The following is a 22219-nucleotide window of genomic DNA, read 5'->3' on the forward strand; positions in this document are numbered from 1 at the left end:
TTCATGTGGTGTTCACACGGATCGGTCTCAGTACACCGCGTTGTACTCCGACCGTGTGAGTCACCGAAACCATGAAGGAGTTGGCTGGTCGGCGCGGTCATCTTGTAGATTCATATGAACGGACGCCATCGGAAACCTCCTCGTTTTCCTGTGGAAACGTAGGAAGCGACCATGTGGTCATCGTAGATTTCGAGACACAGAAACGGCGGCGACGAGATGCGGCTGCGCGCACTGCTGGACACCGACGCGCTGGGCCTCAGGCTGCTCGGCGGCGAGGAGGAGCTGGACCGCACGGTGCGCGGGGTCATGACCACCGACCTGCGGGATCCGAGCCGCTACCTCTCCGGCGGCGAGCTGGTGCTGACGGGCCTGGCCTGGCGCCGGCACACGGCCGACTCCGAGCCGTTCGTACGGATCCTGGTGCAGGCCGGGGTGACCGCGCTGGCGGCCGGCGAGGCCGAGCTGGGCGACGTCCCGGAGGACCTGGTCGTGGCCTGCGCCCGGCACCGGCTGCCACTGTTCGCGGTGCACGAGTCGGTGGCGTTCGCGACGATCACCGAGCATGTCGTACGGCAGGTCAGCGGCGAGCGCGCCGGGGATCTGGCGGCGGTGGTCGACCGGCACCGGCGGATGATGACCTCGGGCCCGGCGGGCGGCGGCCCGGACGTGGTCCTGGACCTGCTCGGCTCCGACCTGGACCTGCGCGCCTGGGTCCTCTCACCCACCGGCCGCCTCATCGCGGGCCCGAAGGCGGCGGGCAGCCCGGGAGCGGCACGCCCGGGAGCGGCACGCCCGGGAGCGGCACGCCCGGGAGCGGCGGGCCCCAAGACGCCGGACGCGACGGCGACGGCGGCAGCAGGAGCAGCAGCGGACGCAAAGGCGGCGGGCCCGAGGGCGACGGGCCCGAGCGCGCCAGGCCCGAAGGCAACGGGCCCGAGCGCGCCAGGCCCGGTGGGCCCGAGCGCGGCGGATCCGGCGTTGCCCTCCGAGCCGTGCGCGCGGCTCGCCGCCGAGCACCTGGCCGCCGTCCGCACCGGCCGCCCGGGACCGCACCGGGTGCTGCTGGACGGCGTGACGTACTCGCTGTTCCCGGTCCGCGGCAGCGGTGGCCGCGGGGCGCGGGGCACGCGGGACGTACGCGAGAGCGTGCTGTCGGACTGGCTGCTGGCCGTCGAGGCGGACGCCGGGGAGTGGCCGGAGGAGCGCCTGGAACTGCTCCGGGGGGTCACCCAGCTCATCGCCGTCGAGCGGGACCGGCGGGACGCGGCGCGCACGGTGCGCAGACGGCTCGCCCAGGAGGTCCTCGAACTGGTCCGCACGGGCGCGCCGCCCGCGGAGATCGCGGCGCGGCTGCGGGTCGCCGCGCCGGTACTGCTGCCCGGCCTCGGGGCCGCCCCGCACTGGCAGGTGGTCGTCGCCCGGGTCGAGTGGGACGGCGGTGAAGGCGCCGGCGGTCATGGCCCTGACGGCCGTGATGGTCGCGATGGCCGTGATAGCCGCGATGGTCGTGAGAGCGTCCGTGCGCCGGCGGCCGGTCCGCTCGCCCAGGCGCTGCTGGAGGAGATCCTGGTCGATCCCCTCGCGACCGGCCCCGAGCACTCCGACCGCATCGCCGTCGCCCACACCGGCGACGAGGCCGTCGCCCTGGTCCCCCTGCCGTCGGTGTCCAGCGAGCACGACGGGTCCGAGGCGGGCATCATGGCCGACGCGCTGCTGGCCGCCGTACGGGAGCCGCTGTCGGCCGGGCTCGACGGCGACGGGCGGCTGACGCTGGGGGTGAGCGCCGCGGTGCACTCCGCGGAGGGGCTGCGCGGGGCGCTGGAGGAGGCCCGGCACGCGCGGCGGGTGGCGGCGGCCCGGACGGGGCGGGTGTGCGCGGCGGGCCATCAGGAGCTGGCCTCGCACGTGCTGCTGCTGCCGTTCGTCCCGGACGACGTGCGCAGGGCGTTCACGGCCCGGCTGCTCGACCCGCTGCGGGAGTACGACCGGCGGCATCGCGCCGAGCTGGTCCCGACCCTCGAGGCGTTCCTGGACTGCGACGGTTCCTGGACGCGGTGTGCCTCCCGGCTGCACCTCCACGTCAACACGCTGCGCTACCGGGTCGGCCGGATCGAGCAGTTGACGAGCCGTGATCTGTCGCGGCTCGAGGACAAGCTGGACTTCTTCCTGGCGCTGCGTATGAGCTGACGGCGGGCGCGTACACCGAAACCTGTGAGGGCGCCGAGTCCCACGACTTTGTGAAATCCTTCACCCGCCCCCTTGGCCCGGTGCTGGAATTCGTGCTGAGATGCGGCCACCACTCAAAGCTCGACGGCGCGCTCGGGGAGGGCAACGTGGCGTATTCCGCCATGTCCGGCACCGGTACGACCTCAGGCGAGGATCCCGTGCAGACCGCGGTCTGGCGGTTGCGCTCGCGGGCCTGCTGGGCCGACGCGGCGGCACTGCTGCCGACCGACACCGCGGCGGGCTCGATCCAGCGGGTGGGGCTGCTCGTCGAGCGGTGCATGTACACCGAGCAGGGCTGGCAGGACGCGGAGGACGCGCTGCGTACGGCGGAGGCCCTGGCCCACAGCGACGAGGAGCGGGGTGCCGCCGCCTGCGAACGCGGCCAGCTCGCCTACGCGGCCACCCTGCACGGCGTGCGGGACCGGGTGGACGAGGCGCGGGCCGCGCTCGGGCGGGCGGCGGCGCTGATCCCGCCGGACGCGGTGGGGCGGGGGCTGCTGGACTTCCGGCGGGGGCTGATCGCGGAGAACATCGCGCACTCCCCGCAGGCCGCCCGGGCGGCGTACCGGCGCGCCCACACGGCCGCCGCGGCGCACTCCGACTCCCTGCTGCTGTCGTTCACCTGGCGTCATCTCGCCGGACTCGCCCTGCGGGAAGGCGAGTTGGCGGAGGCCCGGCACGGCTTCGCCGAATCCCTGCGGATCCGCGAGGAGTTGGGCTATCTGGTCGGCACGGCCCCCGCGCTGGCGTCCCTCGCGGACACCGAGACGGAGCCGGAGGCGTCCCGCCTGCGCGAGGAGGCTCGGCGGCTGTTCCGCCTCCTGGGCGGCGTACCGACGTGGCTGGCCCGCCAGTTGGCACCGCCTGCCGCCACGGCGTAGGGGTTACCGAAGAACCCTGCTCACGCCGTGCCCGTGAAGTGCCCTCGTACCAGGGTCTGGACGACGTCCAGTTCCCCGGCGGTCAGGGCATGGAGGAGGGCCGTGTGTTCCGCCGCGTCGGCGGCGAGGTCCGTGCGGGCGCGGAAGGACTGCCCGCCGGTCAGCGGCCATTGGGTCCGCCGGTGCAGGTCCTCCGCGATGCCGAGGAGCTGCTCGTTGCCCGAAAGGGCAAGCACCGCCCGGTGGAAGCCGCGGTCCGCCTCGGCGTACGTCGCCCGGCACCCGGTGCTCGCCGCCCGCACCGTCGCCTCCGCCAGCGGCCACAGCTCCGCCCATCGCTCGGCGGGCACCGTGCGGGCCAGCCGCAGCATCACCGGTACCTCGATCAGGGCGCGCACCTCGGCGAGTTCGGCGAGTTCCCGCGCGCCCCGCACGATCACCCGGAACCCCCGGTTGGGCACGACCTCGACGGCGCCCTCCAGCGCGAGCTGCTGCATCGCCTCGCGCACCGGTGTCGCCGAGACCCCGAAGCGCTCGCCCAGTACCGGCGCCGAGTACACCTCGCCCGGCCGCAGTTCACCGGAGACCAGCGCGGTGCGCAGCGCGTCGAGGATCTGGCCGCGCACGGAGGCCCGCTGCACGAGCCGGGGCGGCGGCGGAACGGGACGGGGCGGGGCAATGGGGGATTCGCTGTGGGTGTGCTCACCACGCGCGGCACCGCGCGGTCCGCAGTGCTCCCGCTCGTCCGTCCGCTCGTCGTTCCGCTCGGCACCGGCGCCCCGCTGCTGGGCCGGCACCCGCGCCATGGCGGGATCGTCCTGTCCGGTCCCCGTTCCGGCAAAGCCCTGCGTGCCCTGCTTCACGGGTCCTCCTGGCGGACGTGTCGGTACTTGGGGTCATTACGGCGGGTTGTTACTCGCCCGTCAAGCACCTTAGGCGTACTGGCCGCCAGTTCAAATCCCGACGATACTGACTAAGGTAAGGCTTACCTTTAGCCACTCTTCGGAACGGTGGTCCCGGCATGCCCACAGCCCCGTCGGTCGCAGCGGAGGCGCACACCCGTCTCACCGAGGTCTTCCCGGAGCTGACCGTCAGGGAGCTGGGCCCCGGCGAACCGGCCCCCCGGGGTGGCGGCTGGGTCGCGGCGGCGGACCTCGCGGCGGGCGGCGCGGCCCTGGACGCCTTCCTGGCCTGGGACGAGGACCAGGTCGTACGGGACCACGGGACGCGGGCCCGCCCGGACGTCATAGCGACCTTCGGGCTGCACCGGTACTCCTGGCCGGCCTGTCTGCTGATCACCGTGCCCTGGTTCCTGCACCGCCGGGTGCCGCGCTACCCGGTGACGCACGTGTCGTACGACCGCACCGACGGCACGATGCGGATGGCGGTCCGTACGCCGGACTCGTTCGCGTGTCTGCCCGGTGACCCGGCGGCCCTGCTGCCGGGCGCCCGGGTCGTCCGGGACGAGGAGGCGCTGCGGGCGGAGGTGCGGGCCGCGGTCGCCGAGCACCACGAGCCGCTGCTCGCCGGGTTCGGGCCACGGGCCCGGCGGCGCGGGCGCGCCCTGTGGGGCATGGTGACGGACGAGGTCGTGGAGGGCCTGTGGTACGTCGCCTCGCTGTTCGGCGAGGGCGAGCAGGACCGGGCCCGGCGCGAGCTGGAGCTGCTGCTGCCGGGCGCGACCAGGCCCTACGTCGGTTCGGCGGCCTTTCGCGAGCTGACCGGTCCGGGCGGCGAGCCGCTGCCCACCCGGGACCGGGCGAGCTGCTGCATGTACTACACGCTGGACCCGGACGACGCCTGCGCCGCCTGCCCGCGCGTCTGCGAGTCGGACCGCGTCAGCAAGCTCGTGGCGGCGGCGGCCGGCTGAGGCGTCTTCAGGCACCCCCCGGGCACCGGGCGTTCAGGGGCGTCCCCTAGGATCACCCGGACGAGACCGCCCCTCGGGTTACAGGTGTTTCACATTTTCCTCACGTGCCTCGGGAACTTTCCGTGGAACCATCCGTACGGGTAGTCTTATTCGAACTCAACTCCCGCCCCTCAAGCGGCAGTTCGAGCAGATCGTCGCCCTGGGCAGCCCCTTGCACCTCCTTGGCGGCCTCTTGCCCCGAAACCCCCTGAGGAACGGCGGGATTGGGTCAATATGGCGGGCGTTACGCCCTATCCCAATGCAAGGGACCCCTAGATGAGACTGACCGACATATCGCTGGACTGGTTGCTTCCGGGTGCCGTCCTGCTCCTGGGCATGCTGGTGGCGGTAATGGTGCTCCGGCGCGGCAAGAACTCCTCGGGGAAGGACACGGGTTCGGACGACTCGTGGGAGCGGAGCGAGGAGCGCCGCAGGCGCAAGGAAGCCATCTACGGCATAGCTTCGTACGTCCTGTTGTTCTGCTGTGCCGCCGTGGCGGCGGCGCTCTCCTACCGGGGCCTCGTGGGCTTCGGCCGGGAGAACCTGAGCCTCTCCGGCGGCTGGGAATACCTGGTGCCCTTCGGCCTCGACGGCGCGGCGATGTTCTGCTCCGTGCTCGCGGTGCGCGAGGCCAGCCACGGTGACGCGGCCCTCGGCTCCCGGATACTCGTGTGGACCTTCGCCGGTGCCGCCGCCTGGTTCAACTGGGTGCACGCGCCCAGGGGCATCGGACACGACGGCGCTCCGCAGTTCTTCTCGGGCATGTCCCTGTCCGCCGCGGTGCTCTTCGACCGCGCCCTGAAGCAGACCCGCCGCTCGGCGCTGCGCGAGCAGGGCCTGGTACCCCGTCCGCTGCCGCAGATCCGCGTGGTGCGCTGGATGCGGGCCCCCCGTGAGACGTACAGGGCCTGGTCGCTGATGCTCCTGGAGGGCGTGCGCAGCCTGGACGAGGCCGTCGAGGAGGTGCGTGACGACAAGGCGCGCAAGGAGGAGACCAAGAGGCGCCGCCGTGACCAGCAGCGTATCGAGCGCGCCCAGCTGAAGGCGATCAGCCGAGGTCACGGCCGCTTCCCCGGCCGTGGTGGCGGTGGCGGCGGCGGTCGCCAGGTGGAGGCCCAGGCGGCTCAGGCGGCCCTGGAGCGGGCCACCGCCGAGCGGGTCTCCGCGGAGCCTGCCATAGCGAACTCGGCGGAGCAGCTCCCCGTACGTTCCCGGCCCTCCCTGCAGCCCGTTCGCCAGAGTTCCGACTACAGCGTCGACCTCACCGCGGAGGACGACACGATGGCCCTGCCGCGCCTCGACTCCCTGGAGCGCAAGCTCAAGGAGATGGAGCAGCAGTTCGGCTGACGGTCAGCCCGTAACACCCCGGAAAGGGGGCGCGGCCTTCGGGGCTGCGCCCCCTTCCCGTTTCCCGGTGCCGCCCCTTGCTCTCCCGTTGGTGTCACGCCGCTCCGGCGGCCAGTTCGAACCAGACGACCTTCCCGGCGTCCTGCGTCCGCACCCCCCAGGCGTCCGCGAGTGACTCCACCAGGACCAGGCCCCGGCCGTTCGTGGCCTCGTCGGCGGCCGGCGTGCCGGGGCGCGGGCGGCCGGGCTCGGAGTCCCGAACCTCCACCCGCAGACCGTCCGGTGACACCGTTGCCGTCAGCACCGCGTCGTCGTCGGTGTGCACGAGCGCGTTGGTGACGAGCTCGCTGGTGAGCAGCTCCGCCGTCTCCGAACGGCCCGGTCTGCCCCAGCCCTCCAACAGTTCGCGCAACGCCCGGCGCGCCTCGGGCACCGCCCGCAGATCCGCCCGTCCGAGTCTGCGACTGAGCCGCGCGTCGCCGTGCTCGTCCCCGTGCTCGTCCCCCTCCGCGGTCTCCACGCTCCGCCGTGCCACCGAGGGGTCCGCGGTCGCCGTACGACCACTGCCCCGTGCCTGCCTCTTCATGACCCCCGCCCGCGTGCCGATGTCGGTTCCCCTCCTGCTCGAACACGTTCACGGGGATCCTTGCCCGGTCGGCGCGGCGCCAGTCATGTCCAATCGCCGACGCCCGGGTGTTCGGCCATGTTCGAGGGGGCGCACAACACGCGGGCGGCGGGGTGCCCCCGAGCCGCGACACGGCCGGTTCCCCGGCCCACGACCCGGATTCCGAGCGGAGTGGAGGCGGTACGACGACGCGGACGCACCCCTTGCCGGGTGTGCGCCCGCGCGCCCCGCGGACCGCCGCCCGTCCGACTTCGCGTCCCCTCGTGCGCGAAGTTGGCCGGAATCCGGCGGTACCGGACGGTCCGTCAGCTGCCCTCGACGCCCTTCTCACCGATGTGGAAGATCTTGTGACCGCGGGTCATGTCGACGATCAGCGTGCTGGTCTCGCCCTCGCTCCAGGTGAGGGTGACGACGGCCTCCGTGTGGTCGGCCGTGCCGTTGTCGGTGACCTTCCAGGCGAGCGGCACGTTCTGGGCGCGCAGCACGCCGTTCGCGTGGTTCGTGTCCTCCCAGGCCTTCAGCTCCTTCTGGAAGGCGGGCGTCAGGTAGTGCCTGCGGAGTTCCTCCCCGAGCCGGCCGGCGTTCTCGTCGGTCACCGCGTCGATGTAGGCGCCGTAGAAGTCGGCGATGCGGGTGATGTTGTCGGACGGCCTGCCGCTGACGCTGCGCGGGCTGCCCGCGGAGGCCTGGGCGGTGACGCCGAGGCCCAGGGCGAGGGCGAGGCCGGTGGCGGCCAGGGCGGTGCGGCGTCGAGGCGTCTTCCTGCCGGCCTTCGTGGTGGCCTTCGTGGTGGTCATGTGCGGGTCCCCGTTTCCGTTCAGTGGAGCTTGTTGACCGCGGTGGTCGTCGTCTTCTTGAAGGCCTTCACCGGGGCGTCCCCGAAGTCGCCCAGTTGCCCCCAGTCCACGACCGTGACGGTGCGGCCGTCCCGGCCGACGGACAGCAGACGGATGTCGGTCGCGCCCCAGGAGGTCTCGGTGTGCAGGCCGTAGACATGGGCGCCCTCCTCGACGTCGAGGGTCCCGTAGTCCTTGAGGGTGGCCTCGGTCTCCGGGTCGGCCTGCTCGATCCACCCCGGGCAGGACCTGATGTCCCGGTTCACCCGCGAGAAGAGACCCTTCGCCGCGCTGACGCTCGGCTGTTCGACGGTGACCTGACGGGCGCTCGTGTCGAGGTCCGTGCGGAAGCCGCGGTACCAGGAGTGCCGGCCGTCGCCGCCCAGGGCCATGCCCAGACAGCGGTCCTGCTCCACCTCCGGGGAGGCGCCGGCGGTGACCGGGCCGGCCGTCCAGGCGGAGGTGGCGTGCGGCGGAAGGTCCTTGGCGGCCAGGAAGCCGGGCACGCTCGGGGCGGCGCCCGCCGGCGGCGCGAGCACGGTCGTGACGGCGATTCCGGCGGCGGCGAGCGCGGTGAGCGTGGTGAGGGCACCGGCTCGGGTGTGCTTGGGCATGCGTGTCCCCCGTGAGTGGGTGAATGGGTGTGAGACGTCGCCAGTCACGGTGGATGGTCGGTCCGGCCGTGTCCGTCGGCGACACCTAGAGCATCGGCCGTCCGGGCGGTCCGGGACAACGCTCTTCGTCCGATCGGCCGCCATGGAACCATCCCAGCCCATCTGACGTGCAGATATATGAGTGCCTGGGATGACCGCCCGGGCCGGGACGAGGACGGGGTCAGGCGCGCGATGTCCGCAGACGACGGGGAAATCGGTGTCGAGGAGTTCGCGGCGCTGCTGACGGAACTAAAGGAACGCACGGAGCGCAGCTACGGCTCCCTCGCGCGCCGGTTAGGCATGAACACGTCGACTCTGCACCGCTACTGCGCCGGGGACGCGGTACCGCAGGACTTCGCCCCCGTGGAACGCCTCGCGGAGTTCTGCGGCGCGACCCCGGAGGAACGCCTCGAACTGCACCGCCGGTGGTTACGCGCGGCAGCGGTCCGCCAACAGCGGGCGGCGGGCCGACCGGGAGGACAGGCGGTGGGCACCGGGGCGGCGGAGGGATCGCCCGACACGGCGGTGGCGGCGGCCGGTGCGGGGGCGGGGGCGGTCGGCACGACAGCGAAGGCGCACGGTGCGGAGGCACAGGCGCACGGTGCGACAGCGAAGGCGGCCGGTACGGAGGCGCAGGCGCACGGTGCGGGGGCGGAGGCGCACGGCACGACAGCGAAGGCGGCCGGTACGGAGGCACAGGCGCCCGGTGCGCAGGCGCAGGCGCCGGGTACGAGGGCAGGCGGGCCCGGTACGACGGCGGAGGCGGCCGGTACGGCGGCGGGGCCTTCTGCGGCGCTGGACGTACCGGACGCGGCGGAACCGGCGGCCACCGCGGATGGGTCGGTGCCGGGCGGGACGTCGGCCGTGCCCCGGCCCTGGCACCGGCGGCGGCGCAGCGCGGCTCTGCTCGGGGTCGCCTGTGCGCTGCTGGCCACTCTGGGCACGCTGTCCGCGCTGCCAGGCGGAGGCGGGAGCCCCTCGGCGTCCGGGGACTCACCCGCCGGTGACGGCGCGTCCCCCGCGTCCGCCTCCCGCCCGGCACTCCGGGCGGCACCGCGCCCCGCTCCGGACGCCACTCCGACCCCCGGCCCCACCACCGGCGGTACCCCCACGCGGTCGGCCGCCTCCGGTACGGCCTCTCCCGCGTCCCCCACCCCCGGTACGCCCGCCAGGGGCGGCGCGGAGACGTCCGCCGCTCCCGCCGTCCCCCTGGCGTGGACCGTCGACTCCCACGCCTGGGCCCAAAACTGCGGCCACGACTACGTCATCGACCGGCCCCCGGCGAAGGTGCCGCCGCCCCCGGCCGAGCAGGACGCCGGCCCGTGGGCCACGGCGCAGGGTGCCGTGCACGGGCGGGAGACCAACGTGGAGGTCTCGGTGCAGGGCCGCAGCTCCACGGCCGTCGTCCTGACGGCGCTGCGCGTGCGGGTCGTCGGCCGTGACACGCCCCTGACAGGCAACGACTACGCGATGGACCAGGGCTGCGGCGGCTCGCTCACCAAGCGCTACTTCTCGGTCGACCTCGACAAGGACCGCCCGATCGCCCACTCGGTTCCCGGCAACGACGCCGGCACGGCGATCCCGGCGGTCCAACTGCCCTACCGGGTCTCCGCCGAGGACCCGGAGGTGCTGCTGGTCACGGCGCGCACGGAGACCTGCGACTGCTCCTGGTACCTGGAGCTCGACTGGTCCTCCCAGGGCCGTACCGGCACGGTCCGCGTCGACGACCACGGCCGCCCCTTCCGCACCAGCGGCATCAACGGGCTGCCGCGCTACTGGTACGGCACGGAGGGCGGCCGACGCGAGTGGATCCCGTATACATAAGACCGTCTACGGCTCCTACGGCCGGGGCGCCGGCCGTCGAGCCGGGCTCACGCCTCCCAGATGGCCGCAGCCGTACGGTCGTCGGAGTAACCCTTCACCCGCACCTGGGTGTCGGCGAGGAACGTGGCGAGCCCGGGCGGGGCGGGGTCCGCCCACCGTCCGGTCAGATACCGGGCGAGTTCGGGTTCGCCGCGCAGCGGGTCGGCGAGGCCGCCGGTGCACATCAGCAGGACGTCACCCGGACGGGCCACGGAGGCGCGGAAGCGGAAGGGTTCGCGGGGCGGCTCGGGCGCGGGGTCGTAGGGGCTGGGCGGGGTCGGGATGCCGAGATCCATGGTGAGCCGGTCGCCCTCGGGCGTCTCGGCGGGCAGGGAGCCGAACCCGACGACCGGTTCCCCGGTGATCTCACCGGCTCCCGGTTCGATGTCCTGCCACTCCCCTCCCCGCAGCCGGAACAGTCCGCCGGGGCCGACGCCGAAGAACACCCGGGTCCGGCACTCGGGGTCGGCGGGCAGCAGCAGACAGCGCAGGAAAGCCGTGTACTCGTCGGGCTCCAGGCCCTGCTCGGCGGCGCCCGCGCGAAGGCGGCCGAGACTGCGGTCGGTGAGACGGTGCAGGCCGGACTTCAGATCGCCGCGCCGGGCGGCCCTGAGGTCCTGCGCGAGCCGTACGTGACTGCGGCCGACCGCCCGCCCGATCCAACGGCACGCCTCGGCGGCGGCCCGGTGCGCGCCCGGTGTCGCCCGCGCGCCGGTGGCCATCGCGACCAGGAGCAACGCCTGCTCGCCGGTGCCGAACCGCGCGGTGAGCAGCGCGTCGCGGCGCGGCTCGCCCCGGTACCGCGCGGAGTCCCCGCGCACGGACGCCGCCCTCAGCGCGCAGACCCCGTACCGGGCGCCGTCCAGCACGGTGTCGGCGACCAGGTCGTCCAGCCCGTCCGGATCGGCGGCCGGCAGCGCGGTGGGCTCGGCATCGTAGGTGGGTGGCCCGGAGCCGACGTAGGCCTTGGGCGCGGCTTTCGGGAGGGGGAGATCGTGGGCGGTGGGGGTGCGCTCGACGGGAGTCCCGACGGCGGAGGCGGCGGCGGGCTTGAAGGCCGGTGGGGGCGGGGTGGCGGGTGCAGGAGGCACGGCGGGCGCGGCAGGTGTGGGAGGCGTAGCGGGCGTGGGGGGCACGGCGGGCGCGGCGGGCATGGGAGGTACGGCCGGTACAGGGGGCACGCGGGGGACCGCGGGAGGTGTCTGACCTGCGGTGCCGGAGAGACCCACGGGCAGCGGGCCGGCCGGGAAGGTCGTGGGGCCGGGGGGCGTTTCGGGAGGCGCTTCCCAGGGTGCGCGGGGACGCTCCGGGGGGCGATGGTCGGTGCTCACGACGACGGCGGCGTCGGCGCCGCGGCCGGCACGGGGGTCCGCACCGACCGCACTGGGGTCCGCACCGATGGCACTGGGATCCGCACCGATGGCCGTCTCACCGCGCGGTGGCGGCACCTTCGCCCCAGGGGCCCCAGCGGCCCCGCTGGCCCCAGGAGTCCCGCCGGCCCCGCTGGCCCCGCTGGCCCCAGCGGTCCCGCTGCCCCCGTTGATCCGGGAAGCCGGGGCGACCCCGGGCGGCGGCGGGGATGTCGGTGGCCCCGACACCGGGTCGTCGTCCATCCACCATTCGTTCGGCTCGGGCCGTTCCGTCCCCCGCTCGGGCGCCTCGTCCGCCGGCCCCGCGGAGCGCACCGCTCCGGAGGCCGAGGCGAAGCGGTCGTCGAGGGAGTCGGCGGTGGGCGTGGGGCCCGTGTCCGCGGTGGAGTCGTCGTACAGCTGCCCCCACCACTCGTCCTCGGGACCGGTGGGCCTTCCCCCCTGCTCGCTCATGCCCCTAATTGTCCACCGCGCGGGCCGGATGAAAACGGAGCATCCGGAAAATGCGCCACCGTCGAATACCCGTACGGGTCGCCGGGCGGTCCCACCCCCCACGGGCGAACCGCCCGGCGACCCGGGAGTGACCCGGACTCAGTTCCCCGGTGCGCCCCTGCGCGCCCTGAGCCCGGACCACGTTCCGCCGTTTCCACACCTTGGCAGAGTGGCTTGCCGTACGGCGATGATGTGCGGCGGCGGGTTTGCGCCGTGGCAGTTTCCCGCCACCGAGAAGGAGGGCCGCACCCGATGCTGGGAGCGATAGGGCTCGACGAGACGCACGAGTCGGCGTACCGGGCGCTGGTGTCCGTGGGCGCCGCCGATCTACCCGATCTCGCGCGCCGCCTCGCCCTGGGCGAGTACGACACCGAGCGCGCGCTGCGCCGGCTGGAGCTGCACGGTCTCGCGGCGCAGTCCTCGGGCCGGCCCGGCCGCTGGGTGGCCGCGCCGCCCGGCGTCGCGCTGGGCGCGCTGCTCACCCAGCAGCGGCACGAGCTGGAGAAGGCGGAGCTGGCGGCGGCGCTGCTCGCGGAGGAGTACCGGGCCGCCGCCACCGAACCGGAGGTGCACGACCTGGTGGAGGTGGTGACCGGTGCCGCGGCCGTCTCGCAGCGCTTTCTGCAGATCCAGCTCGGGGCGACCGACGAGGTGTGCGCGCTGGTCACCGGCACCCCGGTGGCGGTGACCGGGGTGGAGAACGACGCGGAGGAGCGGGCGGCCGAGCGCGGGGTGCGCTACCGGGTCGTCCTGGAACGGGAGGTGCTGGACCAGCCGCACGGCGTCCGGGAGCTGACCGCCGCGCTGGGCCGGGACGAGCAGGTGCGGGTGGTGGACCGGGTGCCGACGAAGCTGGTGGTGGCCGACCGCGCGCTCGCCCTGGTCCCGCTGACCGGCCGCTCGGCGGAGCCCGCCGCACTGGTGGTGCACGCCAGCGGGCTGCTGGAGCTGCTGACGGGCCTGTTCGAGTCGGTGTGGCGGGACGCCCTGCCGCTGCGGCTGGGCTCGGACGGCGTGGTGGAGCGGGGCACCGACGGCCCCGACGCCACCGATCTGGAGATCCTCTCCCTGCTGCTGGCCGGGCTCACCGACGCGAGCGTGGCCAAACAGCTCGACCTGGGCCTGCGGACCGTACAGCGCCGGGTGAAGGGGCTGATGGAGCTGACGGGCGTCTCGACCCGTCTGCAACTGGGCTGGCGGGCATCCGAACGGGGCTGGGTGACGCGCGAGCGCCAGTGGCTCTGACCTGCGTATTCATCGCGGCTCGGGCACCCTGGGCAGATGGGCGTGTGGGAGCTCCTGCTGGTCGGGCTGGTGATCCTGCTCGGTCTGTGCGGGGTGCTGGTGCCCGGTGTGCCGGGGTCGTGGCTGGTGTGGGCCGCGGTCCTGTGGTGGGCGCTGAAGGATCCACGGGCGGTCGCCTGGTGGGTCCTGGTCGGGGCGACGGTCGCGCTGCTCCTCTCCCAGGTGGTGCGCTGGGCGCTGCCGCCCCGCCGGGTGCGGGAGAGCGGCGCGACGAGCCGGATGGCGGTGTACGCCGGGTCCGGCGCGTTCCTCGGCTTCGTCCTGCTGCCCGTGCTCGGCGCGATCCCCGGCTTCATGGGCGGCGTCTACCTGTCGGAACGGCTCCGTCTGGGCCGCCACGGCGAGGCCCGGGCCGCCCTGCGCACCGCGATGCGCTCGGGCGGCTGGAGCGTGCTGGCGGAGCTGTTCACCTGTCTGCTGATCGCGGGGGCGTGGCTGGGCGCGGAACTGTGGGGCTGACCACCCCTCCCCCTACGGGGACTTCTCCAGGGTGAGGAGCCGGATCTTGCGTTCCAGCCCGCCGGCGTAGCCCGTCAGAGAGCCGTCGGCGCCGATGACGCGGTGGCAGGGGCGGAGGATCAGCAACGGGTTCGCGCCGATCGCCCCACCCACGGCCCGCACCGCCATCCGGGAGGCCCCGATCCGCGCGGCGATCTCGCCGTACGTCGTGGTCGCCCCGTAGGAGACGGTGTCGAGCGCGTTCCACACCCGCTCACGGAACGCGGTGCCCTCGGCGCGCAGTTCCAGCCGGAACTCCTTCAGCTCACCCGCGAAGTAGGCGGCGAGCTGCTCCTGCGCGGCGCCGAAGGGGCCCGGGTCGTGCCGCCAGCCGTCCTGGACGGCGCGTCCGCCCTTCTGGCCGGGCACCGAGAGCGAGGTCAGCGCGCCGTCGTCGCCGGCGGTCAGGAGCAGGGGGCCGAGCGGGCTGTCGACGCTAGTCCAGTACACGGACATGGGGTTCCTCCGTTGCGTGCAGGTGGTGAAAGGCGTACGTCCGCCAGGGACGCCAGGTGTCGGGCACGTCCGCGCCGGGCGGGGCGACGTCCGGGTCGCCGAGGGCGCGGGCCCGGATCGCCGCGACGGTACGGCCGTCCAGACCGGGTACGGCGAGCAGCGCGGCCTCGGCTTCGTCCCGGTCGGCGCCGGGGTCGAGGCGTACGGCGCCGTCGGCGAGGGCGACGGCGAGCGGGCCGACGGCGTCCGCCAGGGCGGCCGGCTCGGGGAACAGATGGGTGAGGGTGCCGCAGGGCGCGTCGAGGGCCTTCCCGTGGGCGCGGACGAGGCTCGCGGCCGCCGTACGACCCACCACGGCCCGTACGGCGTACTCCTCGGGGTCGGCCGCGCCGGGCGCGCGCAGGCCGGGCCGGGCGGCGACCAGCGGGGCGAGCCGCGGATCCGCGCCGAGCCGCTCGTCGACGGCGTACGGGTCGGCGTCGAGGTCGAACAGCCGGCGCAGCCGCTGGACGGCGGTGGTGAGGTCGCGCGGGTCGGTGAGGTGCAGCCGGGCGTCGAGCCAGCCGCCGGGGTGGACGGCCGAGGCGCGGCCCGTGCCCCTTTCGCGCGGCCCGGCGCCGGGGCGCTCGTCGACGGCGACGATCCCGGTGCCGTAGGGGAGACGGAGCGTACGGCGGTAGGTGCGTCCGCCCGCCGGGCCGCTCACCTCCTCCACTCCCGCCACGGCCTCCCGCTCCAGCACGTCGAACACGTACGCCGCGTGGTAGGGGCCGCGGTGGGCGAGCCGCAGGGGGATCCCGGCGGCCGGGGTACCCGTAGGGGGGCGGGAGGTGCGTACGGCGGCGCGCAGCCCGGTCGGGGTCGCCGCGTACACGGCGCGGATCGTGTCGTTGAACTGGCGCACGCTGGCGAAGCCGGACGCGAAGGCGATGTCGGTGACGGGCAGGCCGGTGGTCTGCAGCAGCACCCGCGCGGTGTGCGCGCGCTGCGCCCGGGCGAGGGCGACGGGCCCCGCGCCGAGTTCGGCGGTGAGCTGTCGCTGCACCTGCCGGGCGCTGTAGCCGAGCCGTACGGCGAGCCCGGCGACGCCCTCCCGGTCGACGACTCCGTCGCCGATCAGCCGCATGGCACGGCCCACGACATCGGCGCGCACGTTCCAGTCGGCCGAGCCGGGGACGGCGTCCGGACGGCACCGCCGGCAGGCCCGGAAACCGGAGCCCTGCGCGGCGGCGGCCGTCGTGAAGAACCGCACGTTGTGCCGTTTCGGTGTGACGGCGGGGCAGCTGGGCCGGCAGTAGATGCCGGTCGTCTCGACGGCGAAGAAGAACTCGCCGTCGAACCGGGCGTCCCGGCTGCGCACCGCCTCGTACCTGGTGTCCTGATCCGTCATGGGTCCCAGTCTTCGCCGGGAACCCAGGCTCCGCTAGCGGAAATCGGACGCCCAGTTGTTCAGCGGGGTACGCCGGGCCAGGGCCCACGCCCCCGCTTCGCCTCCCCCGCCGCCCGGCCCTCGGCCTGCTTGCGCTTCCAGTCCTGGCGGACATCGGCCCGTGCCCGCGCGTCGGACTTGGCGACGATCCACTGGTTCTCCCGCACGAGCTTGCGGTAGCTCTCCAGCCGTCGCACGGGCAGTTCCCCGTCCTCGGCGGCGGCGAGCACCGCGCACCCGGGCTCGCGCTCGTGGGCGCAGTCGTGGAACCGGCACCGTTCGGCGAACTCCTCGATCTCGGAGAACACCTGGCCGACGCCTGTTCCGGCGTCCCACAGACCGACGCCGCGCAGACCCGGCGTGTCGATGAGGACGCCGCCGCCGGGCCGGGTCAGCAGGTTGCGCGTGGTGGTGGTGTGCCGGCCCTTGCCGTCCATGTCACGGGTGGCCTGCACGGTCATCACCTCCTCGCCCACGAGCGCGTTCGCGAGCGTGGACTTGCCCGCGCCGGACGCGCCGAGCAGCACGGTGGTCCCCCGTCCGAGGAGCGCGGCGAGTTCCTCCACGCCTTCGCCGTCCCGGGCGCGGACGGTGAGCACCGGGACCCCGGGCGCGGCGGTCTCGACGTCCTGCACGAGGTACGCGAGCACGGCCGGGTCGGGCACGAGGTCGGCCTTGGTGAGCACGACGACGGGCTGGGCACCGGACTCCCAGGCGAGCGCCAGGAACCGTTCCACGCGGCCCAGGTCGAGCTCGACGGCCAGGGACATCGCGACCACGGCGTGGTCGACGTTGGCGGCGAGGATCTGCCCCTCGGACCGCTTGGAGGAGGTGGAGCGGACGAAGGCGGTTCGGCGCGGCAGCAGCGTCCGTACGTACCGCGGGTCGTTGCCTTCGGGGTCGACGGCGACCCAGTCCCCAGTGCACACGACCTTCATCGGGTCGCGGGGGACGACGAACTCGGTGTCGGCACGCACGGTGCCGACCGGGGTGATGACGTCGCACTGGCCGCGATCGACCCGCACGACACGACCGGGCAGGAGACCCTGCTCGGCATACGGGGCGAACTCGGACTCCCAGTCCGCATCCCAGCCGTACGGCACGAGCGGATGCGAGGAAGACGAGAACGAACCCGGGAGAGAAGACAGAGACAAGGGGTGACCCTTCACAAGGGTGGCCCCGGCACCGCGCTCACAGGCGCGGGAGAAGAGAATGAGGTCAGCCGGAGACCACGGGAGTGGACTTGATGAACTTCCGAATGCGGGCAGCGCCCATCACAGAGACAGCCATCGGTCACACCTCCCACAACACAAGCCAAATCACCCGCGCCAACGCCAAGTTGCCGCTCCAGCAGAAACAACCCTAGAGGTACCTGAGCGGCCACGCCATCGCATTATTTCAACTACGGTTGGCAGAGCCTTCGACCAGTCCTGTCTCGCCGGCTCCGCGGCCCTCTCCTCTTGTTCGGTCACCCCTCGGACGCCGAGTCCGGTCGAAGCGCGAGGCTAGTGACCGGCGTCCTTGCCCGCGATGATCTCCGCCGCCGCGCGCCCGCACGCCCGGGCGGCGCCATGGGTGGCGATGTACAGCGCGCCGGCCGACGGGGCCTGCGGTACGCCCATCTCCACCACGGTCGTGTCGGGCCGGGCGGCGAGCAGTTCGCCGAGGGCGTTGGCCATCCACGGGTGGCGGTGCACATCACGGACCACCGCAACGATCCTTCGGCCGGCCGCCGATCGGATCAGCTCTGCGGTCGAGGCGTCGCCGTCCCGGAAGCTACCGGTGAGCGTGCCCGGGAAGAAGCGGTCCAGCTCGGCCGCGACCCCCCACGGCGTCGCGTCACCGGCCGCCATGTTCGCGACCGGAGTGAAGGTGGCGACATAGGGGGCCTCGGAGATCGGGACGTGCCCCTCGGTGCGCGTCACCCGCAGCGCGCGCCGTGCCGCGGTGAGACCGACGTCGAGATCGGGCATCGCCTCCCGGGCCGCGCCGATCCGGTCGGTGGTCCAGGTGGCCAGCGCGCCGACCCGGGCCGCGGCGTCGGCGAGGCGCTCCGCGGGCAGGTCACCGTCGTGGACCGCGCGCACGATGGCGTCGCGCAGCGCGACCACGGTCTCGTCGTCGGCCGGCCCTCCGCCGACACAGATCGCGTCGGCACCGGCGGCCAGGGCGAGCACCGTGCCGCGTTCCATGCCATACGTACCGGCGATGGCCTGCATGTCGATGCCGTCGGTGACGATCAGGCCCTGGTAGCCCAGCTCCCCGCGCAGCAGGCCGGTCAGTGTGGCCGGGCTGAGGGTGGCCGGGCGGCCGGGGTCCAGGGCGGGCACCAGGATGTGCGCGCTCATCACGGCTTTGGTCCCCGCGGCGAGCGCGGCGCGGAAAGGCGCCAGCTCGCGGGCGTGCAGGGTGTCCAGGCCGACACCGATGCTCGGCAGCGCGTGGTGGGAGTCGACCGCGGTGTCGCCATGGCCGGGGAAGTGCTTGACGCAGGCGGCGACCCCGGCGCCCTGCAGCCCCTCGACGTACGCGGCGGTGTGCCGGGCGACGAGCAGCGGGTCGGCGCCGAAGGACCGCACGCCGACGACCGGGTTGGCCGGGTCGGAGTTGACGTCGGCCGACGGCGCCCAGTTGAGGTTGACGCCGCAGACGGCGAGGCGGCGGCCGAGTTCGGCGGCGACCTCGCTGGTGAGGGCCGGGTCGTCGACCGCGCCGAGGGCGAGGTTGCCGGGGAAGGAGGAGCCTCGGTGGGCTTCGAGCCGGGTGACGTCGCCGCCCTCCTCGTCGGCGACGACCAGCACCTCGGGGCGCTCCGCGCGGAACTCGGCCGTGAGCGCCGCCAGTTGCTCGGGCGATTCGATGTTGCGGGCGAACAACGCCACCGAGCCGAGTCCTTCGGCGAGCCGGCGCAGCAGCCAGTCGGGGGCGGTGGTGCCGTGGAAGCCCGGCTGCAGGACGGCCAGCGCGTTACGGGTGAGGGTGTCGGTCACGGTCGTCACTTGGCAGTCGGCCCTTTGCCCGTCGTCGTCACTGTTGTCGTACCTGTTGTCGTACCTGTCGTCGCGCCGGTCCCTGTCCCGGTCCCGGTCACCGTCATCCCTTCACCGCCCCGGCGGTGAGGCCGGCGGCAACCTTGCGCTGCACGATCAGGAAGAAGATCACCACGGGGAGCGCGGTGAGGATGGAACCTGCCATCAGCGCGCCGTAGTCGGTGCCGCGCGAGGTGGTGAAGTTCAGCAACCACACACCGAGCGGGTATTTGTCGTTGTCCTGCAGCAGGACGTACGCGAAGAGGTACTCGTTCCACGCGGTGATCAGGGCGTAGATGGAGGTGGCGACGAGGCCCGGCGCGAGCAGCGGGAAGATGACGCGCCAGAAGGCTCCCATCCGGCTGTTGCCGTCGACCATGGCGGCCTCCTCCAGCTCCTGGGGGATGTTGATGATGAACCCGCGCAGCATCCAGATGGTGAAGGGCAGCGTGGAGGCGGCGTAGACGAGGATGACGCCCCAGTACTGGTTGAGCGCGCCCATGTCGTTGAGCTGTATGTAGATGGGGATCAGCATCGAGGTCGCGGGGATCATCTGGACCAGCAGCAGCACGACCATCAGCGGTTTGCGGCCCCAGAAACGGAACCGTCCGACGGCGAAGGCGGCGATCAGTCCGATGGCGATGGAGAGCACGACGGTACCGGCCGAGATGATGATGCTGCTCTTCGTGTTGTCCCAGAAGTTGGGGCTGTCCATCGCCCGTCGGAACTGGCCGAGGGTGACGGAGGTCGGCCAGACCTTCTGGTCGTAGCTGAGGATCTCGCTGCTCGGGCGGAGCGCGGTGATCACCATCCAGTAGACCGGAAAACCCATGACCACGAAGGTGATCAGCCCGAGGATGTTGTAGCCGAGGCGGCTCTTCTTCCGGGTCCTGCCGGTCCTGCCGACGGAGGCGCTCACTCGACCTCTCCGATCTTCATCAGCTGGCGGAGGTAGTAGACGGACACACCGGCCAGCATCAGCACGGTGATGACCGAGATGGCGGCGCCCTGGCTGAAGGAGTTGCTCTCGAACGCCTTGGAGTACGAGTAGATGCCGAGCAGTTGGTACTCGGGCTCGGGGTGTGCGTTGCGCATCAGGAAGACCTGGCCGAAGACGCCGAAGTCCCAGATCACATTGAGCGTGGTGGTCATCACGAAGACCGGTTTGATGACCGGGAAGATGACGTACCGGAAGATCCCGAAGCCCCGGGCTCCGTCGATCCTGGCGGCCTCCTCCAGCTCCTGGGGGACCTGGGTGAGGGCCGAGTGGAGGCTGATGGCGATGAAGGGGATGGCGCCCCAGACGACCACTCCGACGATGATCGCCAGGCCCTGCACCGGGTCGAGGAACCAGTTGTGGCCCCGGAGGCCGACGCCGGGGAGCTTGCTGAGCAGGCTGTTGGCCAGGCCGTAGTCGGAGTCGAAGAGCCAGCGGAAGATCGAGGTGGCCACCAGCAGCGGCATGGACCAGACCGCGACCAGTGCGGCCGTCATCAGCAGCCGTACCCAGGTGGAGACCCGCTGGAGCAGCATCGCCATGAGGAGCCCGAGCAGCATCGTGAGGACCACGCACACCACGACGAAGACCACGGTCCGCAGGGTGACCTGCCAGAACTCGCTGTCCCCGAGGATCGCGGTGTACTGGTCGAGGCCGACCCAGGGCGGCGAGGTGCCCGCCCAGAGGTTGTTGCGCCGCTCGTCCTGGAAGGACAGCAGCACGGTGTCGATCAGTGGCCAGCCCAGTACGCCGGCGAGCACGATGATCGCCGGGGCGATCAGCAGATAGGGCAGCAGTGCACCTTTGCGGCGGCGAGGTGGGCGGGCCGACGCTCCCGTACGGTCCGGTGGTGCACCCTTGGTGACGCTCTGCAGCGTGTCGGCGGCGCTCATCTGGGCCGGCCCTTCCTCTCGTTCGTCCGATCCCTCCGGTTCCGGGTCAGGAGGCGCTGTTGATCAGCGAGTCGATCTTCTGGTCGGCGGCCTTGGTGGCGTCCGCCACCGAGGTGCCCTTGAGGATGGAGACCAGCATGTTCGGCAGGATGTTCTGCTTCTCGACGGCGCCCCAGCCGGGCGCGATCGGGGTGAACCAGGCGTCCGGCACGGCGTTGGCGATCGGCGCGGTGGCGGGGTTGGTCTTGAGCGGTGCGAGCTGCTTCGCGTTGTTGGGCAGGATGTTCTTCGAGGCGAGGACCGCTTCGGACTTCTCGTCGGTGAAGAGCTGGATCCAGTACTTGGCGAGGTCCTGGTTCTTGGACTTGCCGACCACCGCGAGGTCGGAGCCGCCGATGAAGGAGGGCAGCGTCTTGCCGTTCGGACCGGGCATCGCGGCGGTCTTGATGGCCTTGGTGAGCTTCTTGTTGCCGTTCGGCGGGGTGATGACGACGCCGGACTCCCAGCCGTTGCCGTAGATCAGCGCCGTCTTCTCCTTGGCCTCGACGTTGGCGTGGTCCGTCTCGTCCTTGGTCTGGTCACCGTGGTTGTACTTCTTGACCAGGTCGATGTAGTGCTGGATGCCCTGCTGCGCCTGGCTCGATTCGAGGGTGCCGGTCCACTTGTCCGACCCCTTGTCGTAGGTGGCGATCTTGCCCCCGTAGGCGGCGACGTACGACATGGCGGCGTACCAGTAGCGGCCCGGCAGGTAGAGCGGCGAGTACGCGTCGTCCTTGCTGCCGTAGGTCGTCTCCAGCTTGTCCAGGGCGGCCGTCAGAGCGGTCTCGGTCGTCGGCAGGGCGTCGGAGCCGGTGGCCTTCTTGAACATGTCGGCGTTGTAGATCGCGACCCGGGCACCCGCGTAGTAGGGAACGCAGTAGAGCTTGCCCTGGTAGCTACAGGTGTCCGTGAGGCCCTTGATCCAGGTGTCGGAGTTGTCGAACTGCTTGGCGTCGACCTCGGCGAGCGCGCCGTTGAGGATGTACGTCATGGTCTCGGTGTTGCCGAGTTCGACGACATCGGGGGCGCTGGAGCCGGAGAGCGCGGCGTCCAGTTTCTGTACCTTGTCGCTCCACTGCTGGAACTGCACCTTGAGGGTGACCTTCGGGTACTTCTTCTTGAACTGCGCGGTGACGTCCTTGACCAGTTCGGGCCAGCTCGTCTGGGCGTCGTTCATGAGCCAGACCGTCACCGTACCGGTGCGGTCCGCGGGGGCCGCGGACTTGTCGGAACCCTTGTCCGCACCGCAGGCCGCAACGCCCGCGATCATTGCAGCGACGCCTATGGCGGCAGTCAGCTTGCGCTTCACAGCACCCTCCCCAGGGCAGTGGCACAGCATTGGTGTAGACCAGTGCCCCGCAGCCTGACCTA

General features: G+C 72.7%; 19 protein-coding genes and 1 pseudogene. 8 read left to right on the plus strand and 12 right to left on the minus strand.

Translation table 11 applies throughout. The features are described from left to right. Window positions 1–216: 216 nt before the first annotated feature. The 3 genes and pseudogenes from ACFPIH_RS01140 to ACFPIH_RS01150 form a co-directional block, all read left to right on the plus strand. Window positions 217–1438, plus strand: a pseudogene (locus ACFPIH_RS01140) (PucR family transcriptional regulator ligand-binding domain-containing protein); the annotation flags it as partial. 128 nt (window positions 1439–1566) lie between these two features. Beyond that, window positions 1567–2187: a PucR family transcriptional regulator gene (locus ACFPIH_RS01145; RefSeq protein WP_381166671.1), complete on the plus strand. Its 621-nt coding sequence runs from the start codon at window positions 1567–1569 to the stop codon at window positions 2185–2187. 146 nt (window positions 2188–2333) lie between these two features. Continuing rightward, window positions 2334–3107: a hypothetical protein gene (locus ACFPIH_RS01150; protein WP_381166258.1), complete on the plus strand. Its 774-nt coding sequence runs from the start codon at window positions 2334–2336 to the stop codon at window positions 3105–3107. A 20-nt stretch (window positions 3108–3127) separates the two neighbouring features. Here ACFPIH_RS01150 and ACFPIH_RS01155 read toward each other — a convergent pair whose 3' ends face one another. Next, window positions 3128–3970: a GntR family transcriptional regulator gene (locus tag ACFPIH_RS01155; RefSeq protein WP_381166260.1), complete on the minus strand. Its 843-nt coding sequence runs from the start codon at window positions 3968–3970 to the stop codon at window positions 3128–3130. Window positions 3971–4128: 158 nt separating this feature from the next. Here ACFPIH_RS01155 and ACFPIH_RS01160 point away from each other — a divergent pair, with 158 nt between their 5' ends. After that, entirely contained in the window at window positions 4129–4977 is an 849-nt protein-coding gene (locus tag ACFPIH_RS01160; RefSeq protein WP_381166262.1) for a (2Fe-2S)-binding protein, read from the plus strand. A gap of 315 nt (window positions 4978–5292) precedes the next feature. Next, window positions 5293–6363, plus strand: coding sequence for a DUF2637 domain-containing protein (locus ACFPIH_RS01165; RefSeq protein WP_381166264.1), 1071 nt, complete (start codon window positions 5293–5295; stop codon window positions 6361–6363). 94 nt (window positions 6364–6457) lie between these two features. On the opposite strand, the gene ACFPIH_RS01170 is transcribed toward ACFPIH_RS01165, so the two are convergent. From ACFPIH_RS01170 to ACFPIH_RS01180, 3 genes are all read right to left on the minus strand, one after another. After that, window positions 6458–6949, minus strand: coding sequence for an ATP-binding protein (locus tag ACFPIH_RS01170; protein ID WP_381166266.1), 492 nt, complete (start codon window positions 6947–6949; stop codon window positions 6458–6460). Between the two features lie 344 nt (window positions 6950–7293). Continuing rightward, the gene (locus tag ACFPIH_RS01175; protein ID WP_381166268.1) at window positions 7294–7785 is read right to left on the minus strand and encodes a hypothetical protein; all 492 of its coding nucleotides are present in this window, start codon (window positions 7783–7785) and stop codon (window positions 7294–7296) included. A 20-nt stretch (window positions 7786–7805) separates the two neighbouring features. Further along, window positions 7806–8438, minus strand: a complete 633-nt coding sequence (locus tag ACFPIH_RS01180) for a hypothetical protein (RefSeq protein WP_381166270.1) — start codon at window positions 8436–8438, stop codon at window positions 7806–7808. Window positions 8439–8615: 177 nt separating this feature from the next. On the opposite strand from ACFPIH_RS01180, the gene ACFPIH_RS01185 reads away from it, so the two are divergent. Then, window positions 8616–10301, plus strand: coding sequence for a helix-turn-helix domain-containing protein (locus tag ACFPIH_RS01185; protein ID WP_417801364.1), 1686 nt, complete (start codon window positions 8616–8618; stop codon window positions 10299–10301). A gap of 47 nt (window positions 10302–10348) precedes the next feature. Here the strand turns inward: ACFPIH_RS01185 and ACFPIH_RS01190 are convergent, their stop codons facing one another. Beyond that, window positions 10349–12163 (minus strand): protein phosphatase 2C domain-containing protein, encoded by a 1815-nt coding sequence (locus ACFPIH_RS01190; protein WP_381166272.1) that lies wholly within the window; start codon window positions 12161–12163, stop codon window positions 10349–10351. A gap of 291 nt (window positions 12164–12454) precedes the next feature. Here ACFPIH_RS01190 and ACFPIH_RS01195 point away from each other — a divergent pair, with 291 nt between their 5' ends. Beyond that, on the plus strand, window positions 12455–13447 hold the full coding sequence (locus ACFPIH_RS01195; protein WP_381166274.1) for a helix-turn-helix transcriptional regulator: 993 nt from the start codon (window positions 12455–12457) through the stop codon (window positions 13445–13447). Between the two features lie 36 nt (window positions 13448–13483). After that, window positions 13484–13966 carry a DUF456 domain-containing protein gene (locus ACFPIH_RS01200; RefSeq protein WP_381166276.1) on the plus strand — a complete coding sequence of 161 codons (483 nt, stop codon included), beginning with the start codon at window positions 13484–13486 and terminating at the stop codon, window positions 13964–13966. A 12-nt stretch (window positions 13967–13978) separates the two neighbouring features. Here ACFPIH_RS01200 and ACFPIH_RS01205 read toward each other — a convergent pair whose 3' ends face one another. The 7 genes from ACFPIH_RS01205 to ACFPIH_RS01235 form a co-directional block, all read right to left on the minus strand. After that, a complete protein-coding gene (locus ACFPIH_RS01205; protein ID WP_381166278.1) occupies window positions 13979–14461 on the minus strand; it encodes a methylated-DNA--[protein]-cysteine S-methyltransferase in 483 nt (160 codons plus the stop codon). Beyond that, window positions 14442–15851 (minus strand): bifunctional transcriptional activator/DNA repair enzyme AdaA, encoded by a 1410-nt coding sequence (locus ACFPIH_RS01210; RefSeq protein WP_381166280.1) that lies wholly within the window; start codon window positions 15849–15851, stop codon window positions 14442–14444. Before ACFPIH_RS01210 ends, ACFPIH_RS01205 begins: the two co-directional genes overlap by 20 nt. A gap of 59 nt (window positions 15852–15910) precedes the next feature. Continuing rightward, complete coding sequence (gene rsgA / locus ACFPIH_RS01215) at window positions 15911–17044, minus strand: ribosome small subunit-dependent GTPase A (protein WP_381166282.1); 1134 nt, start codon at window positions 17042–17044, stop codon at window positions 15911–15913. 351 nt (window positions 17045–17395) lie between these two features. After that, the gene (locus tag ACFPIH_RS01220; RefSeq protein WP_381166284.1) at window positions 17396–18889 is read right to left on the minus strand and encodes a glycoside hydrolase family 3 protein; all 1494 of its coding nucleotides are present in this window, start codon (window positions 18887–18889) and stop codon (window positions 17396–17398) included. A gap of 94 nt (window positions 18890–18983) precedes the next feature. Further along, a complete protein-coding gene (locus tag ACFPIH_RS01225; protein WP_381166286.1) occupies window positions 18984–19838 on the minus strand; it encodes a carbohydrate ABC transporter permease in 855 nt (284 codons plus the stop codon). Then, complete coding sequence (locus ACFPIH_RS01230; protein WP_381166288.1) at window positions 19835–20809, minus strand: carbohydrate ABC transporter permease; 975 nt, start codon at window positions 20807–20809, stop codon at window positions 19835–19837. The genes ACFPIH_RS01225 and ACFPIH_RS01230 overlap by 4 nt, the downstream gene beginning before the upstream one ends. A gap of 46 nt (window positions 20810–20855) precedes the next feature. Next, window positions 20856–22157 (minus strand): extracellular solute-binding protein, encoded by a 1302-nt coding sequence (locus tag ACFPIH_RS01235; protein ID WP_381166290.1) that lies wholly within the window; start codon window positions 22155–22157, stop codon window positions 20856–20858. Window positions 22158–22219 lie beyond the last annotated feature (62 nt).

It is taken from the genome of Streptomyces vulcanius (genome assembly GCF_042653945.1).
In the GTDB taxonomy this organism is placed as follows: domain Bacteria; phylum Actinomycetota; class Actinomycetes; order Streptomycetales; family Streptomycetaceae; genus Streptomyces; species Streptomyces mangrovi.